Genomic DNA, 16,162 nt, shown 5'->3' with positions numbered 1-16,162 from the left:
CTTCCAGGCAGACCACCATCCGCAAAAGCCGGATGGAAAACCTGCTGTTGCACCGAGCAATCAATTAATACAACCCGGATCGAGTTGCACCATGACCCATACAGGATGGCAGATTTCCACCCTCCAGAACCCCGAGATCATCCAACTGGAGATCTACGGTCCATTCTCCGAACAGAACACGATCAGCGCCTTGTCGGAAACCCTGGCCCTGGCCCGCACCCAGAAAATAGACAAGGTGCTCATTGATAAACGGCGGACCGTCAAACTGTCACTGCACGACCAAGGCAATCCCCTTGACGGACTGATCTATCAACTCGTCTGCGGCCAATCGAAAAGAACCGCTCTGCTGTTTTCGGTCCAGCAGCGCGGCAGCGATTCCGTTCTGGGCCTGATGCAGGATCAGATGGCCCAACCCGAACGCCTCCACTGTTTTTTTGACCGGGACCAGGCCCTTCGCTGGCTCGCTGAATAACCGTTTCATTGCGGCAACATGTGGCACACCCCAAATCTGCGGACCTGCCTGCGGACCAACTGCCACACCGCCAGGCCCTGATCGGTGCGCTTATTGGCCAGGACCACATTGCGCTGCCACCAAAAAACGCGAAACAAGGAATTTCCCTGCCCTTTCGCATAGCCGGAAAATTCACGCGAACGCTCTATTCAATCTGCTGAAACAAGCTGTTTACGGACAACTCCAATGCGTTTTTCGGCTCCGCCGGTTATCCGGCGGCGTCCGTCGTCCGGTGGTGGGAAAGACACTGGCATGAGGGTTGCTAACAGAACATCATTGCCAGCACATTGATGTGCGTCGCAAAAAGTCCCGCCGCAGCGTTGAGGCGTTTTTGCGAATCCACCACCCTTACCCGCGTTGAATATCCGCTAACCGCCGAGGATGGTCCCATGCCTCCTGGCATGCATCGCCATGAAGGATTGACGTGTCATCAATCAATTGCGCCAATCGACTGTGCCCACTGGTCAAGGAAGAGTACGAAGACTGCTATTTCATGAAGATGACCAGCAGCGACATCCAGAAAACCGTCCTTTTTTGCGCCGGGAATTACCAGGACTGCGAAATTTTCAAACGGATCAGCTCCGGACGGCAACGCCTCTGACAGGCAGGCCTTTGACGCCCCTTGTCCCGCGTCCCGCTCCGTGCCGTAAAAAAGGCGGCCATACGACCACCCCGATGCCGGTACCGATGGCGTCACCAGAACGCGCCAGCGGCCGCGTTGCCACTTGTGCCCGGCCAAGCAATTTCAGTCTTTTTGCAAACATCGGCATGGCGAGCGCCTGCCGGGCATTACACCCGTTTCAGAACCCCGGCGGAATCCTTGATCTGCATCTCCACCATGAACCGTCCCGCTTCCAACTCGAACACCACCGTGGTTCGGTCGAAACGGCCGGTCGCCTCGCAGCTATAGCCCTGTCCGCAGACCACCGACGGGATCGCCAGTCCCACATCCTGCCCTTTTTGCGGAAGCAGATATTTGATACCGCCGGCCACCATGTTTGCCAACTCGCCGATGGCATCCTTGACATCATCGTCCACACCGTCGATTTCCAGACCCAGAAAAGCGCCGGTGATGGCAACCGCCACCGGCGCGGGCAGATGAATCAGAACACTGCCCTGAAGATCGCCTGCCAGACCTATCATGGACGTCAGCATGGGCCCTTCCATGGGTTCGGGTTCGACATCGGGCCGGGGCACGATATCGAGAAACACCATGCTTGCGAAAATCTCCTGGACCGTCTGCTCTATTATCTGATGATAAGCCATGATTCCTGAATGTCTCCATGCTGGAAGGTGGAAGAGCCATGCCCGGCAATCCGGCAAAAATTCGCCACCCCGGACCCGATGCACCCGCTTCGTTCATACCAGCAAAATAAATGCCGCATTTCTGCAAAAACTGCGGCATGTGGATTCAGGCTGTATCCATCCGGAGACAACGAACGAAAACCAGGTTATTTCCGCAGCAAGGTCGACGTCAGAGAACTCTTTGTGTGACCTGCCAGGCGACCCGCAACGGACGCAATGGACTTTCCGTGAGTTGCCGCAAACAAAATATTGATTTTTTCTAAAGACCTAATTAAACTTTCGTCAAATATTCACACTTCTTTAAGCAGATTGGTTCCAGAATTCTTTTTCCTTATCCAGGAGGCTTTGGCAATGCTGGCTTATTGTGGCAAAGACTGTGAGCAATGCGAGGCCTATGCGCCGCTCGTCGAGGACGCCTCGTTTTGCAGCGGTTGCCGCTCGGAAGGGCCCGGTTGCAATATTCTCGGCCGGAATTGCGCTATCCGCCTCTGCGCCCGCACAAACCGGCAAGCCATCTGCGCGACCTGCTCCGTTTTCCCCTGCGCCAAACTCAAAGAGCTGTTTTTGCTGCATCCGGACGCAGAAACCCAGCTTAACCGGTTATCGGGGATTTCCTGCCGATAAAATTTAATCGTTGTCCGGAACGCAGACTTGTGTTATGGGCATCCCGGGCATCATGTCGGCGTTTCCCGGCGTTCATACTTTGTTTCCGAATGAACGCCATCTCGATAGTCCTTCGTCCCGGGGAAAATTCATAGCATGGAAAATCTGGAAAAACGTCTGGATCGCCTGGAGTCGCGTCTCGAAAGAATCGAGCAGCACCTGAATCTGGCGCCGTCAGCTCCCGCTGAAGAAACCTTTGCCTTTCACACAATACCTCCGGCACAGGAATCAAATCTCCCGCCTCGACAAAACACCGCGACACATCCCCTCCCGGAGGCAAAGCACGATGCCAGCCGCTCGCCAGGCGGAGCCATCACCCGCCTGCTGGGCTGGGGAGGCGCCCTGGCGCTGGTCATGGCAGCCGCGTACCTGATAAAACTGGCATACGACAGCGGATGGCTGATGCTTTCGGCACCGATGCGCGTCGGGATTGCCTTTGTCTGCGGCTGGGCCCTCATCGCCACCGGCCTGCACCTGCGGCACAAGGATCGGCATTACGCCAGCCTGTTGCCGGCCGCGGGAGTCGTCATCCTGTTTCTGGCCATCTACGGCGCACACCTGCATTATCGGCTGATCGGCAGCGCGACGGCCGCCTCCGGCATTATCCTGACCTGTGGCGCCTCCCTGTGGCTGTGCCGAACATTTGCCAGCGACCTCTACGGCCTGTTTGCCATTGCCGGCTCCTATTCGGCGCCGTTTCTGCTCGACATCCCCTCCCAGCCCGTAGGACGCCTGACACTTTACTATTCGGCCTGGAGCATTGGCTTCTGCCTGTACTCGCTGCTGGCAGGGCGGCGGCGCTATTACCTGCTGGCCTTCTACCTCGCCGTGGTCGGCTTCGACCTGCTCTGGCGGCAAACAGCCCGGCAGCAATGGCAGGTGGCCCTGATTTACCAGTTTTTGCAGTTGTCCGTATTCCTGGCCTGCACGGTGCTGTTCAGCCTTCGGCACAAACGTCCTCTCGACCAACGCGCGGCCACCCTGCACCTGCCGATCCTGCTGATTTTTTATCTCCTGCACTACAGCCTGCTGCATCGCCACCTTCCGAACCTGGCACCATGGGTTGCCCTGGCCGTCGCCACCGCTATCGGATTCAGCGGCCAACTGGCGGACAGGCTGTCGAAACACACTTCGGCAGGCGGCCGTTTGATCCTGACCTGCTTTGCAGGTCTGGCGCTGGTGCATATCGGCTATCTGGAACTGACCCCGCCTTTGCTGCGACCCTGGCTGGCCCTGTTGACACTCCCTGCATTGCTTGCCTGGACGGCGACCCGACATCGCCAGCTTAACACCGACTGGCCATTGCTGGCCGCCATCGGAATGTTATGGCTGGTAAACTTCAGTCAGGTTCTCGGCAAGGAATTGCCAACCCGCATCAGCGGACAACCAATTCTCACCCTGCTGCATGCCGTTGAACTGTATGCCGGATATGCCCTGTTGCGCAATCGGGCGACCGTTCATCGCCTGCTGCAGGGGAGCCTGATTTACCTTGGTCACCTGGCGGCCATGGCCGCCGCCTGGCAGCTGCTGCACAGCAGCCTGGGCGTCTCATTCGCCTGGGGCCTGCTGGCCCTGACCTGCCTGGGGCTCTGCCTGAAACTGCACGATCGCGTACTGGGTCACTCATCCCTGCTGCTGTTCGGGTTTTCGGCCCTCAAGGTACTGCTGCACGATCTTGCCGGAGCCGCGCCTCTGGTCCGCATCGGCTGTCTGCTGGTGGTTGGCGTCACCTTTTATGCGGGTGGCTGGCTGTACCGTTATATCGAGAAGATGCCGCCACGAAGGCCATGATGCAGCGTCTTTTACTGACGGAGCGTGGCCATTCTCACCGGCTTTGCCCTTGACAGCCCGCCCCCGATCAAGCAAGCTTGCAGCTTAACGTCCGATGCCGCGACCTGGAAGCCAAGATCGCCGCGGATCATCTGTCTGGAGGATTGTCTGGAATGGAAGCAGCACTACAAATGCGGGAGTCGGTCCCGCTGACGGAAGAACAGCAACGCTGTATGGATCTTTACGACGCGGAGGATCTTCTGGTTATGGCCCTGGCCGATGCGGCCAAGGGCAAGGGATTGAGCCGGATTGACGAAATCGCGCGCTTTGCCCGGGCGGCGGGGTATTCCCGGCTGGGCATCGCCCACTGCGTCGCGGTCCGGGAGGCCGCGCAGAGACTGGAAGAACGCCTTGCCCTGGAAGGATTCGAGGTGAGCCGGGTCGACTGCAAGGTCTGCAAGCTGCCGGCCGCCGCCCTGAGCCCGGGCGGCCGCGGAATCTCCTGCAACCCCATCGGACAGGCGCGACAACTGGCTCAGGCCGACACCCAGCTGAACATATCCCTCGGCCTGTGTCTGGGACACGACCTGCTCTTTGCCAAACACTCACGGGCACCGGTCACCACGCTCATCGTCAAGGACCGGAGCAACGGGCACAATCCGCTGCTGGCCCTGATCTCCTGAGCGTAACCATGGTGTCGGGTTTGTCTGACACCTGCCTTATCCCCCTGGAGTCGTCATGCATTGCATAAAAACCTCGATCTGCATGCTGTTGTTGTGTCTGGTTTGCTCGACGTCCCTGGCTGACTCTTCCTACGGCAGCAAACTGTTCGGATGTTTTGAAATGGAATGGGACGTGACCCCCGATCATCAGGTCAACGTGCGCTTTGTCATCAACGACGAAACCCTGTCCCGGTTCACGCTGAGCCCGGATGAACCCTTCCGGCAGTTCTACCTTTCATCGGAAACCAACACGGCCGAGGGACGCCTGCGGGTGCGCTACAAGCCCTCGAAAGGCAAGGCCTATCTGAAAATGGACAGCTTCATATACCGCTGTTCCTCACCCAACGAGCGAAGCTATTCCGGTATTCTGGCGGAATTCGCCATCCCTGCATCGCAACCGGTCGGGCAGAAGTGAGTCCTGCGCAAACCGCAGCCTTTGTGCCGAATCTGCTATAATAGAGCCATCTGCGATTTTCCGGCTTCTCTCGGCAAGGAGGAACGCCATGTTTCACGGTATCCATTGGCTCGGTCACGACAGTTTTCGTATCGAAGGCAGCGGTCTGGTGATCTACATCGATCCATGGCAGATCCCGCAAGGACCGCCCGCCGATCTGATCCTTGTCACCCATGACCATCACGACCATTGTTCGCCGGAAGACGTGGCCCGCATCCGCACAGCGCGAACCGTCGTCATGGCTCCGGCCGCAGCAGCGGCAAAACTGCCGGAACCGGTACGCGTGGTGCGAGCCGGCGAGCGCAGGGAAGTGGGCGAGGTGTGTGTCGAAATCGTCCCGGCTTACAATATCGATAAATTCCGGGCGCCAGGGATTGTTTTCCACCCGCGAGAAGCGGGTATGGTGGGATTTGTCCTGACGGTAGACGACCGCCGCATCTACCATGCAGGCGACACGGATCTTATCCCGGAGATGGAAACCATCGCCTGCGACATCGCCCTGCTGCCGGTCAGCGGCACCTACGTCATGACCGCCGCGGAAGCGGCTGCAGCAGCCAGGGTGCTTCGGCCCAAACTGGCTATTCCGATGCACTTTGGCCGTGGCATCGGCTCCGAGGCTGATGCGCGGCATTTCGAAGCGGCCTGTGAAACACCGGTAAAGAGACTCACCATGGAAGGATGACGGTCGCAAAAAGGGAAAACGCCATGCTCAAGGGCATATTCTGGGACAACGATGGCATACTGGTCGACACCGAACCGCTTTACTATCGGGCCATGCAGGAAACCCTGGCCGAGGTCGGCATTCCCCTGCCAATGGACCTGTATCGCCGCATCACCCTGGAGGAAGGCCGCAGCAGCCTGTGCCTGGCACAGGAAGCGGGATTTTCGGACGCGGACCTGAGCCGGCTGCGCGATGCCAAGAACGCCCGCTACAGCCGCATGCTGCAAGCCGGGATCACCCCTCTTGCCGGCGCCGTCGAGGCGGTCGCGGCCCTGCGTCCTTACGTCGGCATGGCCATCGTCACCAGCTCACTGCGGGATCATTTCGAACTGATGCATCGTCACAGCGGATTGCCGCAACAGTTCGATTTTATCCTTACCCGCGAGGACTTCCACAACACCAAGCCCCACCCCGAACCCTATCTGAAGGCACTGGCCCGCAGTGGATTGCGTCCTGAAGAGTGCATTGTCATCGAAGACACCCGTCGCGGCCTCGAAGCGGCACGGGCCGCCGGCCTGCGCTGTCTGGTCATTCCCGGCGGCCTGGCGCCGGATGCTGCTTATCCGGGCGCCTGGAAGGTTGCGGCCAACCTGGATATGGCACGGCGGCTTCTGGAGGGGGAGTTGGCCGCGGAAACCTCTTTTACAGAAAGCAGCTTTCCGATTTAGCCGGTGTGCCGGCTCCGTTACCGGCACGGGCCCATCCTGTTCGACAGGCACCCGCGAGCCTGACATGTCACAGGATTTCCAACCGGGTTCCCGCAGCCGGGCATGTTGCAAAAGGGAGGGAAAAACCGATGAAAGTCAGCACGGTAGCGCAGATGCGCGCCATGGATCGTGCCGCCATCGACTGTTACGGCATCGCCGAGGAACTGCTGATGGAAAATGCCGGACAGGCCGCCTTCTCCGTCCTTGCGCAGATCGGCCCTGTCGCGGATCAGCGCTTCGTAGTTTTCTGCGGCCTGGGCAACAACGGCGGCGACGGGTTTGTCGTCGCCCGCAAAATTCACTCGGCGGGAGGTACGGTCAAGGTGCTGATTCTTGGCGATCCGGACCGACTTGCCGGTGCCGCGCGCCTCAACCTGGAGATCATCCGCCGCTTGCCGCTGGAGGTCCGCCAGCTTGAAAACAGCGCCGGGCTGGCTGCTGAACTGGCCGCCTGCGCCGCCGTCATCGATGGCATTTTCGGTACCGGCCTGACCCGCGAAGTCGGCGGCCTGCACCGTGCGGTGATCGAGGCCATCAACGCATGCGGCAAGCCGGTGCTGAGCATCGACATCCCGTCCGGGGTGGAGGGCGATACCGGGCAGGCGCTGGGCTGCGCGGTGCGCGCCGACCACACGGTCACCTTCGGCCTTCCCAAAATAGGCAATCTGCTGTATCCGGGCTTTGCCCTGGGCGGATGTCTGCATGTCAGCCACATTTCCTTTCCACCAGCCTTGTACCGTGACGCGGCCCTGAAAATCGCACTCAATGTGCCGCCGCCGCTGCCGCCCCGCGACCACACCGGCCACAAGGGCAGCTTCGGCCAGGCGCTGTTCATCGCCGGTGCCGCCGGTTATCTGGGTGCGCCCTGCTTTGCCGCGCTTTCCTACCTGAAGGCCGGCGGCGGGTACAGCCGCCTCGCCGCACCCCAGGCCATCACGCCGTTTATCGCCATGAAGGCCAGTGAGGTCGTGTTTCTGCCCCAGGTTTCCACGGCGGAAGGCAGCCTTGCGCTTTGCAATCGCGACGCCCTGCTGGCGTTGGCCAACAGCCTCGACATGACGGTCCTCGGTCCCGGATTGTCGCTGCAGACACAGACCCAGCAACTGGCGCGAGAACTGATCGCCGCCATCGAACGTCCCCTGCTCATCGACGGCGACGGCATCACCGCTATCTGCCAAAACCCGGAACAGTTGCGCCAACGGCGTGCCCCCACGGTGCTGACCCCGCACCCGGGGGAAATGTCCCGCCTGACAGGCATCGGCATCCCTGATTTGGAAAAAGACCGCATCCGCACCGTACAGCGGGCCGCTGGCGAACTCGGGGCGATCATCGTTCTGAAAGGCGCCCATTCGCTGATCGGTTTTCCAGACGGTCGCGTTTTCATCAATCCCAGCGGCAACAGCGGCATGGCCTCCGCCGGTTCGGGGGACGTTCTGACCGGAACCATCGCCGCCATGCACGGTCTCGGCCTGAGCATCGAGGATGCGGTGTGCAAGGGAGTGTTCCTGCACGGTGCGGCGGGAGACCTGGCCGCCATGCAGCTGGGCGAAGACGGCATGACCGCCCAGGATATTCTCGACCACCTGCCCCAATCCCTGAAACAAGAGCGGGAAGGATGGCCGGCATCGTTGGCGCAACGCTATGCGGGACCACACATCGTTGCCTGAACGCGCCGGGGTTTCCAACCATAACGGCGACCTGACGGGCCTTTTACCGGGAGACACCCCCCATGAGAAACCTGAAACTCACCTGTTTTATTGTTCTTGCCGTGCTGGCGCTGCTGGTTATTCTGCAGAACACCGTCACGGTACAGGTGCGAATCCTCACGCTGACCATGAGCGCGCCGCTGGCGTTTCTGCTGTTCATGACCCTGCTGGTGGGCATGGTTCTTGGCGTGCTTGTCGCCTATCTCCTCGACCGGCGGGCCAAAAAGCGCCATGCATGAAACCTGCAGGCGTAAAGCCGCCGCCTGCGTTGCATTTCCCCGGATTGTTGTTAGAAATTAAAGACACGCCAGCGACGCAGGGAGTGCGAAATGATCATTCTGGCCCTGAATTGCGGAAGCTCGTCGGTCAAGTACAGCCTTTTTGACTGGGCACGAAAGCAGACCCTCGCCATGGGCCTGGTCGAGCGGGTTATCGCCGGCGGTTCTTTCATCGTGCAGAGCGTGCCGGGGCGCGAAGATTTCCGCCTGGAAAAGGAATGTCCGGACCATGAAACCGCCATCGACCTGATCATCCGCACCATGACCGAAGGTCCCGCCGCGGTGATCCCCGATATAAGCGCCATTGCGGCCGTCGGCCATCGGGTTGTGCATGGCGGAGAGCGTTTTACCTGTTCGGTACGCATCGACGCGGAAGTGCTGGAAGCCATTCGCGAGGTACAACACCTGGCCCCCCTGCACAACCCTCCCAACATCGCCGGCATCGAAGCGGTGTCAAGTGTGTTGCCGCAGGTGCCCAACATCGCGATCTTCGACACGGCCTTCCATCAGACCATGCCCCGCCACGCCTATCTCTACGCCCTGCCCTACAACTGGTATGAGCGCTACAGGGTGCGCCGGTACGGTTTTCACGGCACCTCCCACCTTTACGTTTCGAAACGGGCGGCGGCGCTGCTCGGCAAGGCATCGTGTGACTGCAACCTGATCACCATGCACATCGGCAACGGCGTTTCCCACTGCGCCATCCGCAATGGCATATCCATCGACACCAGCATGGGCCTTACCCCCCTCGAAGGGGCGGTCATGGGCACCCGCTGCGGCGACATCGATCCGGCGATCCCCCATTTCATGATGAAGATGGAAAATCTGACCCCCGACGAGATGGACAATCTGCTCAACAAGAAAAGCGGAGTGCTTGGCATTACCGGACGCTTTACCGACCGCCGCGACATCATTCAGGCAGCGCGACAGGGGGATGAACGCTGCCGGCTTTGCCTGGAGATCGAAAGCTACCGCCTGCGCAAATATATCGGCGCCTACCTGGCTGCCGCAGGTCCGCTCGACGCCGTGGTCTTCACCGCCGGCGTCGGCGAAAATTCCTGGCTTATCCGGCAGATGGCCCTGCAGCAACTGCAGCACCTCGGCATCCATCTCGATGAGCAGCGCAACCGTGAAGCGGTCGGGGGCGGTGAAAAAATCATCACCGGCGACGGCTCCCCCATCAAGGCCTTCGTCATTCCCACCGACGAAGAGCTGGTTTTCATCGAGGACGTGGCGGCTATCCTCGACGGTCGCTACGCCCATCACATGGAATTCACCTACTCCTTTGCCCGGCCCGATTTCGTGCCCCGCTGACGACGCCAGCCCTGTCGTCAGCGGCGCATAGGGGGACGCGAAAATAAAACGCCGACTTCGGATTCCGCCGGCATGCTAGTCACTGAAAACAATCCAGGCGGGTTTTTAGAACCCGGCCCCGACTTCAACTCCAACCAAAGGTTATTGCCATGCAACTGCCTGTCTATATCACCGAGGAAGAAGTGCGCAGGGTGTGCAGGGAACTGGACATCCGGGACTGGACGACCATGGAAAAGGCCGAGGTAACGGAAGAGGAAGCCGCCATGATACTGGCCAATACCGACACCGCCGGTCTGCGGATCCCGCTGGAGGATTTTCGCGTGGGGCTGGAGGTCGAACTGGAACATGGCACCCGGTATCCGGCAGCCAATGTCACCAACAACCACCCCCTGCTGACGGCCCGCATCGTCGTCGCCCACCTGCTGGAAACCCTCGACTATTACAAGCGGCTGGAAGTGGCGGAACTGGAGGGAGATCTGCACAAGGCGATGCTCGGCAACAATCCGCAGAAGGCCGCCGACTATTACCGGCGTCTGGCGGCGGCGCGCCTGGCTCTGGACGCCTCGCAAACCGACGACCTCGGTTGATGGCGGCCATGCTGCCGGAAGGGCGCCGCGCAAGCGGCATCCTGCTGCATCCGACCTGTCTGCCCGGTCCCTTTGGTCTTGGTGATCTGGGGCGTGAAGCGTGGCGCTTCGTTGACTTTCTGGCCGGCGCGGAACAAACCCTGTGGCAGATCCTGCCGCTGGGGCCAACGGGTTACGGCCATTCGCCCTACAGCGCCCTGTCGGCCTTTGCCGGCAACCCGCTGCTGGTGTCCCTGGAACGCCTGGCGGAGGAGGGCGATCTGGATGTCGAAGATCTGGCGGGCATAGGCCGGGAGGAGGGACGAGCCGATTTCGATTTTGTCGAACCGTACAAGGCGCGCCTGCTGAGCAAGGCAGCCAGACGTTTTCAGGCGGCAGCCTCGGCCAGGCGCAAAGCGGACTTTGAGGTCTTCTGCGAAAAACACGCAAACTGGCTGGAGGATTTTGCTCTGTTCTGCGCCCTGCGCCGGCAATTCGAGGGCCGTTCATGGCAGCAGTGGCCGGAACCGTTGCGCTACAGACAAGCGGAGGCCCTGGCGCAGGCGCGCCGGGATCTGTCTGACAGCCTGCACTATTTCCGCTACATGCAGTTCGTGTTCTTCGACCAGTGGCTGGCGCTGCGCAACTACGCCAACCAGCAGGGAATACGCATTCTCGGCGACCTGCCGATTTTCATCGCCTTTGACTCGGTGGATGTCTGGGCCCGGCCGGACCTGTTTCATCTCGATGCACAACGGCAACCGACGGTGGTCGCCGGCGTGCCACCCGACTACTTCAGTGCAACCGGCCAGCGCTGGGGCAATCCCCTGTACCGCTGGGAGCGGCACCGGCAGGAACAGTTCGCCTGGTGGCAGACCCGCCTGGACTGGAACCTCGCACAATGCGATCTGCTGCGCATCGACCATTTCCGCGGGTTCGTGGAATGCTGGGCCATCCCGGCCGGCGACCCGACCGCGGTCAACGGCCACTGGTGGCCAGGCCCCGGCGAAGATCTTTTCTCCGCATTGCGGCACAGACATCCCCACCTGCCGCTGGTGGCCGAAGACCTCGGTGTCATCACCCCGGAAGTCGAACACCTGCGCGACGCCCTCGGCTTGCCGGGCATGAAAATTCTGCAGTTCGCCTTTGATTCCGGGCCGGACAATCCGTACCTGCCCCACAACCTGACGTCGCGCTGCGTGATCTACACCGGAACCCACGACAACGATACTACCCTGGGCTGGTGGCGGCAATTGGAGGGGAATCTGCGCGACGAAGTGCTGGGCTACCTTGGCCGCAATGACGCCGACATGCCATGGGACCTGATCCGCCTGGCCTGGGCCAGCGTCGCCCGGGTTGCCATATGCCCGCTGCAGGATGTTTTGCCACTCGGCACGGAAGGACGCATGAACCACCCCGGCCAGCCCGACGGCAACTGGGGATGGCGGCTTCGCCCCGGCGAACTTACGGCCAACAGCCAACGGCGACTGGCACAACTGACCCGGCGCTACGGACGAGCGCCGAAAAAGCTACAGACCGTCAGAGACGCGGCGGACAGCCGGGACCGATAAGTCAATCAGGACGGTTTTTGCTGATGCAGGGCCGCATGGAGGCGCTCCGCCAGGGCGGCAGGCAGGCCCGGCAGCGCACGCAGTTCGTCAAGACTCGCGGCCCGCAGCGCCTTGAGGCTGCCGAAATGCCGCAGCAGGGCCTTGCGACGCTTCTCGCCGATTCCCGGGACATCCTCGAGCACGGAACCGAGGCTGCTGCGACGTCGCAGCTTGCGATGATGGGTGATGGCGAAACGGTGCGCCTCGTCGCGCAGTCGTTCGAGCATGAACAAGGCTGGCGAACCCTGGCGAAGAACCACGGGATTCTTGCGTCCCGGCAGAAAGAACCGCTCCTCGCTGCGCTCGACCATCTTGCCGCGCACGTTGGCCAAAACCCGGCTTTTGGCAATGCCGGCCGCGTCGATACGTGCTTCGAGGTTCAATTCCCTCAGCACGGCATCAAGTACGCCCAACTGCCCCTTGCCGCCATCCATGAGGATGAAATCCGGCAGCATCTCTTCCCGCAGGCCGCGCTGCAGGCGGCGCTTGAGCACTTCCCGCAGAGACGCGTAATCGTCACTGCCGGTCACGCTGCGAATGCGAAAATGCCGATAGGCCGCCTTGTCCGGCTCTCCGTCGGTCAGCACCACCATACTGCCGACGCTGAACCGCCCCTGCACATTGGAGATATCGAAACACTCGATGCGCCGGGGGAACCGGCTCAGGTGCAGCCGCGCGGCGATCTCCCGCAACACCTCCTGCCGAGCTTCCCGGCGCGATCCGCGCTCCCGGAAGCTTTCCGCCGCGTTACGCTCGGCCAAAGCCACCAGTTCCCTGCGGCTGCCGCGAAGCGGCGCCAGCACCTGTACCCTGCGGCCCCGCTGCTCGCTCAGCCAGTCGGCCAGCACCGCGGCATCCTCGGGCACAAAGGGCAGCAACACCCTGTCGGGAATACACACCTCGCGGCCGTAGAAACGCTGCAAAAAGGAGGATAGCAGTTCATCCTCGTCCAGCCGCCATTCGAGGCTGTAGCTGCGGCGGCCGATGACCTTGCCTTCCCGCACGAACAAAATGGCGATCTCCACCTCGCCACCCTCACGATGCAGGCCGACAACGTCCTGATCCCCGCCGCCCGCGTCCACCACCTTCTGCCGTTCGACGGTCTGTTCGATGGCACGAACCTGATCGCGCAGACGCGCCGCTTCTTCGAAGGCCATGCGCTGCGCCGCCGCCCCCATCTGACGGCGCAGTGTTTCGAGAACTTCCGTCTCCCGACCGCTGAGCAGCGCCACGGCGCCCTGGACCAGACGCCGGTATTCGGCCGGGCTGATTCTGCCGTGACAGGGACCGCTGCACTGCCCTATCTGGTAATAGAGGCAAGGCCGGCTGCGGTTGCGGCAGGTTTCCCATGGGTGGCGGCGCAGTGGAAAGATCCTGTAGATTTCCTTGAGCGTGGCGCGCACCGCCGTCGATGAGGCATACGGACCAAAATACAGGGCGCCATCGCGTTTTACCCGCCGCACCAGCTGCAGCATGGGAAACTCTTCACGGGGATCAAGACGCAGCGACAGATAGGTCTTGTCGTCGCGCAGGTTGATATTGTAACGGGGACGGTGCTTCTTGATCAGGGTGTTTTCCAGGATCAGCGCTTCTTTTTCCGTATCGGTGACAATGGTTTCTATATCCCGCACACGCTTGAGCAAAAATCGGATCTGCGGCCGGTTGTCCCCCTGCTCCGAAAAATAGCTGCGCAGCCGGTTGCGCAGGTTTTTGGCCTTGCCGACATAAAAGACCTCCCCCTGGCTGCCCTTCATGAGATATACGCCGCAGGTCGCGGGATATTTTCCGGAGTCAAAAATGAACATATCTGATCCCACCCTAACAAGGTGTAAAAAAGTTCACGACATCAAGCCATTGAATCCTGTCGGTGGCACAAAACGTATACCTCGGAACAGGTCGGTTGGGGCCACTCAAGGCTTGACTTCATGTCACAATCCAAATAATAATTCCGAAATTTCTTGAAACAGGGTTCTAAACAGATTCAGTCAGGAATCATTCGTGCCGGCGCCACTGCCGGCAAAACCTTTATTTTATTTTGGAGGAAATACAATGGCAGACCAGCTCTCGATCGTCGACACCACCGCCAATCCCGCGCCTTTGGGGCTGATGGGCTTCGGCATGACCACCGTTCTGCTCAACCTGCGCAACGCCGGCATCATCGAACTCAGTGCCATGATCCTGGCCATGGGCATTTTCTACGGTGGCATCGCCCAGATTATCGCCGGCTGCATGGAGTGGAAAAAGAAAAACACCTTCGCCACCACCGCCTTCACCTCTTACGGCCTGTTCTGGCTGACTCTCGTTGGCCTGTGGATCATGCCGGACATGGGTTTCGGCAAAGCCGCCGCGCCTTCCGACGCGAGCATGACCGCCTACCTGTTCATGTGGGGTCTGTTCACCCTGGTGCTTTTCATCGGCACCTTGAAACTGACTCGCGCCCTGCAGGTGGTATTCGGCACCCTGGTCATCCTGTTCTTCCTGCTGGCTTTCGAGCACACCATCCCCGGCGACAACCCGATGCGCCACACCATCGGCCACATTGCCGGCTATGAAGGCATTTTCTGCGGACTCAGCGCCATCTACGCCGGCCTGGCCCAGGTCATCAACGAAGTCTATGGCAAAAAACTGATGCCGCTGTAAAAAGCGTTCAGCATCGCATCGCAAAAGAGGCCGTTCCCCGGGGAACGGCCTCTTTTGTATCTGGCAGACACATCCACCCCGCCTGCAGCTAACAAGAACCGGCGCGCCGTATCGATCAAGGCTCGGTATGCGGCGCCTTGCGGTAAAGGTAGAGGAATTTCCCCTGCGCTTCATCGCGGGCGTCATCGCTGTCAATGCCGTGGTCCTCGACAAGACGCGTCTTGATGGCCCTCGCCTCTTCCGGAGTAAAGGCCTCGCGGCAAAACCAGCGATCATGACCGAACCGGACCTTGTGATAATCGGGCAGACGATCGCTAGGATCGACGCTTATCCCCACATACCAGCCAGGCCAGTCTTCACCGTGAGCGGCGATGAACTCCCTTGTCTCCCGCACGATGCGGGGCGCGGAAACAGGCACGATACCCTCCCTTCGGCATCATTCATGACATAATTGGCGTTCTCAGGCCCTGGAGATAAAACGGCTCTCGCGGGTATCGACCTTGATGCGCTCCCCCGTCTCGAGATAGGGAGGCACCTGAATGCGCAGGCCGGTTTCCAGAACCGCCTCCTTGGTCTGCGCGGTGGCGGTGGCGTTTTTCAGCGCCGGAGCGGTCTCGGCAACAGTCAATTCAACGGTCTGGGGCAGATCGATGCTGACCACCTGCCCCTGGAAAACGCCAAGCTGCAGATCCATGCCCTCGGTCAGATAGCCGCGGGCATTTTCATACATATCGCCGCCCAGTTCGTACTGGTCGTAACTCTCCAGATCCATGAACACGCCGTGATCGTCAACGGCATACAGAAACTGGCCCTTGCGCCGCTCGAAATCGGCATCCTCGATACGTTCGCCGCCCTTGAAGGCCTTTTCCAGCACCTGGCCGGTGAGCAGATTGCGGTATTTGGTTTTGATCAGGGTGCTGCCTCCCCGCGCCGAGGGCGTCTGGGTCGTGACATCGAGCACCAGGCAGGGGCATTGTCGATCTGGATCACCAGATTGCGTTTCAAATCGGCTGTTGTCGCCATACATCAAGCTCCTGAAAAATAGTATACAAGCGGTCCAAGCCTACCATAAAAAGACCCGGCCTGACAATTGCCGCAGCCGGCATGGCAAGTTGCGCGGGGTCACTGCCGGGATGCCAGCCGCCGGGGTCTTTGAAAACCCTTGATCCCGCGACCTGCGAAAGGCTATAACAGG

At 60.4% G+C, this 16,162-nt stretch carries 17 protein-coding genes and 1 pseudogene; 14 read left to right on the top strand and 4 right to left on the bottom strand.

The features are described from left to right. The first annotated feature begins 91 nt into the window (after positions 1-91). Complete coding sequence (locus tag A6070_RS03085; protein ID WP_072287009.1) at positions 92-472, top strand: hypothetical protein; 381 nt, start codon at positions 92-94, stop codon at positions 470-472. Positions 473-935: 463 nt separating this feature from the next. After that, positions 936-1,112 carry a hypothetical protein gene (locus tag A6070_RS15520; protein ID WP_158514013.1) on the top strand — a complete coding sequence of 59 codons (177 nt, stop codon included), beginning with the start codon at positions 936-938 and terminating at the stop codon, positions 1,110-1,112. A 188-nt stretch (positions 1,113-1,300) separates the two neighbouring features. On the opposite strand, the gene A6070_RS03080 is transcribed toward A6070_RS15520, so the two are convergent. After that, complete coding sequence (locus tag A6070_RS03080) at positions 1,301-1,777, bottom strand: chemotaxis protein CheX (RefSeq protein ID WP_072287008.1); 477 nt, start codon at positions 1,775-1,777, stop codon at positions 1,301-1,303. A gap of 390 nt (positions 1,778-2,167) precedes the next feature. Between A6070_RS03080 and A6070_RS16660 the strand changes: the two genes are divergently transcribed. The 11 genes from A6070_RS16660 to malQ all read left to right on the top strand — a co-directional run bounded on the left by A6070_RS16660 (position 2,168) and on the right by malQ (position 12,288). Next, a complete protein-coding gene (locus A6070_RS16660; protein WP_072287007.1) occupies positions 2,168-2,440 on the top strand; it encodes a DUF3795 domain-containing protein in 273 nt (90 codons plus the stop codon). Positions 2,441-2,575: 135 nt separating this feature from the next. Continuing rightward, entirely contained in the window at positions 2,576-4,270 is a 1,695-nt protein-coding gene (locus A6070_RS03070; RefSeq protein ID WP_072287006.1) for a DUF2339 domain-containing protein, read from the top strand. A 152-nt stretch (positions 4,271-4,422) separates the two neighbouring features. Further along, complete coding sequence (locus A6070_RS03065) at positions 4,423-4,932, top strand: DUF1847 domain-containing protein (protein WP_072287005.1); 510 nt, start codon at positions 4,423-4,425, stop codon at positions 4,930-4,932. Positions 4,933-4,987: 55 nt separating this feature from the next. Continuing rightward, complete coding sequence (locus A6070_RS03060; protein ID WP_072287004.1) at positions 4,988-5,386, top strand: hypothetical protein; 399 nt, start codon at positions 4,988-4,990, stop codon at positions 5,384-5,386. A gap of 88 nt (positions 5,387-5,474) precedes the next feature. Next, positions 5,475-6,107, top strand: a complete 633-nt coding sequence (locus A6070_RS03055) for an MBL fold metallo-hydrolase (RefSeq protein ID WP_072287003.1) — start codon at positions 5,475-5,477, stop codon at positions 6,105-6,107. Then, on the top strand, positions 6,104-6,814 hold the full coding sequence (locus A6070_RS03050; protein ID WP_083558683.1) for an HAD family hydrolase: 711 nt from the start codon (positions 6,104-6,106) through the stop codon (positions 6,812-6,814). Before A6070_RS03055 ends, A6070_RS03050 begins: the two co-directional genes overlap by 4 nt. Before the next feature lie 128 nt (positions 6,815-6,942). Then, positions 6,943-8,520 carry a bifunctional ADP-dependent NAD(P)H-hydrate dehydratase/NAD(P)H-hydrate epimerase gene (locus tag A6070_RS03045; RefSeq protein WP_072287002.1) on the top strand — a complete coding sequence of 526 codons (1,578 nt, stop codon included), beginning with the start codon at positions 6,943-6,945 and terminating at the stop codon, positions 8,518-8,520. 62 nt (positions 8,521-8,582) lie between these two features. Further along, positions 8,583-8,798 carry a LapA family protein gene (locus A6070_RS03040; RefSeq protein ID WP_072287001.1) on the top strand — a complete coding sequence of 72 codons (216 nt, stop codon included), beginning with the start codon at positions 8,583-8,585 and terminating at the stop codon, positions 8,796-8,798. A 90-nt stretch (positions 8,799-8,888) separates the two neighbouring features. After that, the gene (locus A6070_RS03035) at positions 8,889-10,151 is read left to right on the top strand and encodes an acetate kinase (protein WP_072287000.1); all 1,263 of its coding nucleotides are present in this window, start codon (positions 8,889-8,891) and stop codon (positions 10,149-10,151) included. 149 nt (positions 10,152-10,300) lie between these two features. Further along, positions 10,301-10,738 carry a DUF5661 family protein gene (locus A6070_RS03030; protein ID WP_072286999.1) on the top strand — a complete coding sequence of 146 codons (438 nt, stop codon included), beginning with the start codon at positions 10,301-10,303 and terminating at the stop codon, positions 10,736-10,738. Continuing rightward, positions 10,738-12,288 carry a 4-alpha-glucanotransferase gene (malQ, locus tag A6070_RS03025; RefSeq protein ID WP_235605400.1) on the top strand — a complete coding sequence of 517 codons (1,551 nt, stop codon included), beginning with the start codon at positions 10,738-10,740 and terminating at the stop codon, positions 12,286-12,288. Before A6070_RS03030 ends, malQ begins: the two co-directional genes overlap by 1 nt. 5 nt (positions 12,289-12,293) lie before the next feature. Here malQ and uvrC read toward each other — a convergent pair whose 3' ends face one another. Then, complete coding sequence (uvrC, locus tag A6070_RS03020; RefSeq protein ID WP_072288114.1) at positions 12,294-14,126, bottom strand: excinuclease ABC subunit UvrC; 1,833 nt, start codon at positions 14,124-14,126, stop codon at positions 12,294-12,296. 250 nt (positions 14,127-14,376) lie between these two features. Between uvrC and A6070_RS03015 the strand changes: the two genes are divergently transcribed. Next, positions 14,377-14,967, top strand: a complete 591-nt coding sequence (locus A6070_RS03015; protein ID WP_072286998.1) for an acetate uptake transporter — start codon at positions 14,377-14,379, stop codon at positions 14,965-14,967. A 115-nt stretch (positions 14,968-15,082) separates the two neighbouring features. Here A6070_RS03015 and A6070_RS03010 read toward each other — a convergent pair whose 3' ends face one another. Continuing rightward, complete coding sequence (locus tag A6070_RS03010) at positions 15,083-15,385, bottom strand: hypothetical protein (protein WP_072286997.1); 303 nt, start codon at positions 15,383-15,385, stop codon at positions 15,083-15,085. A gap of 42 nt (positions 15,386-15,427) precedes the next feature. Further along, a pseudogene (locus A6070_RS03005) lies at positions 15,428-15,990 on the bottom strand (elongation factor P). Positions 15,991-16,162: the final 172 nt, after the last annotated feature.

It is taken from the genome of Syntrophotalea acetylenica, assembly GCF_001888165.1.
Lineage (GTDB): Bacteria > Desulfobacterota > Desulfuromonadia > Desulfuromonadales > Syntrophotaleaceae > Syntrophotalea > Syntrophotalea acetylenica.
Note: the sequence above shows the minus strand (reverse complement) of the source record. Positions and strands in the feature narration are given on the sequence as shown.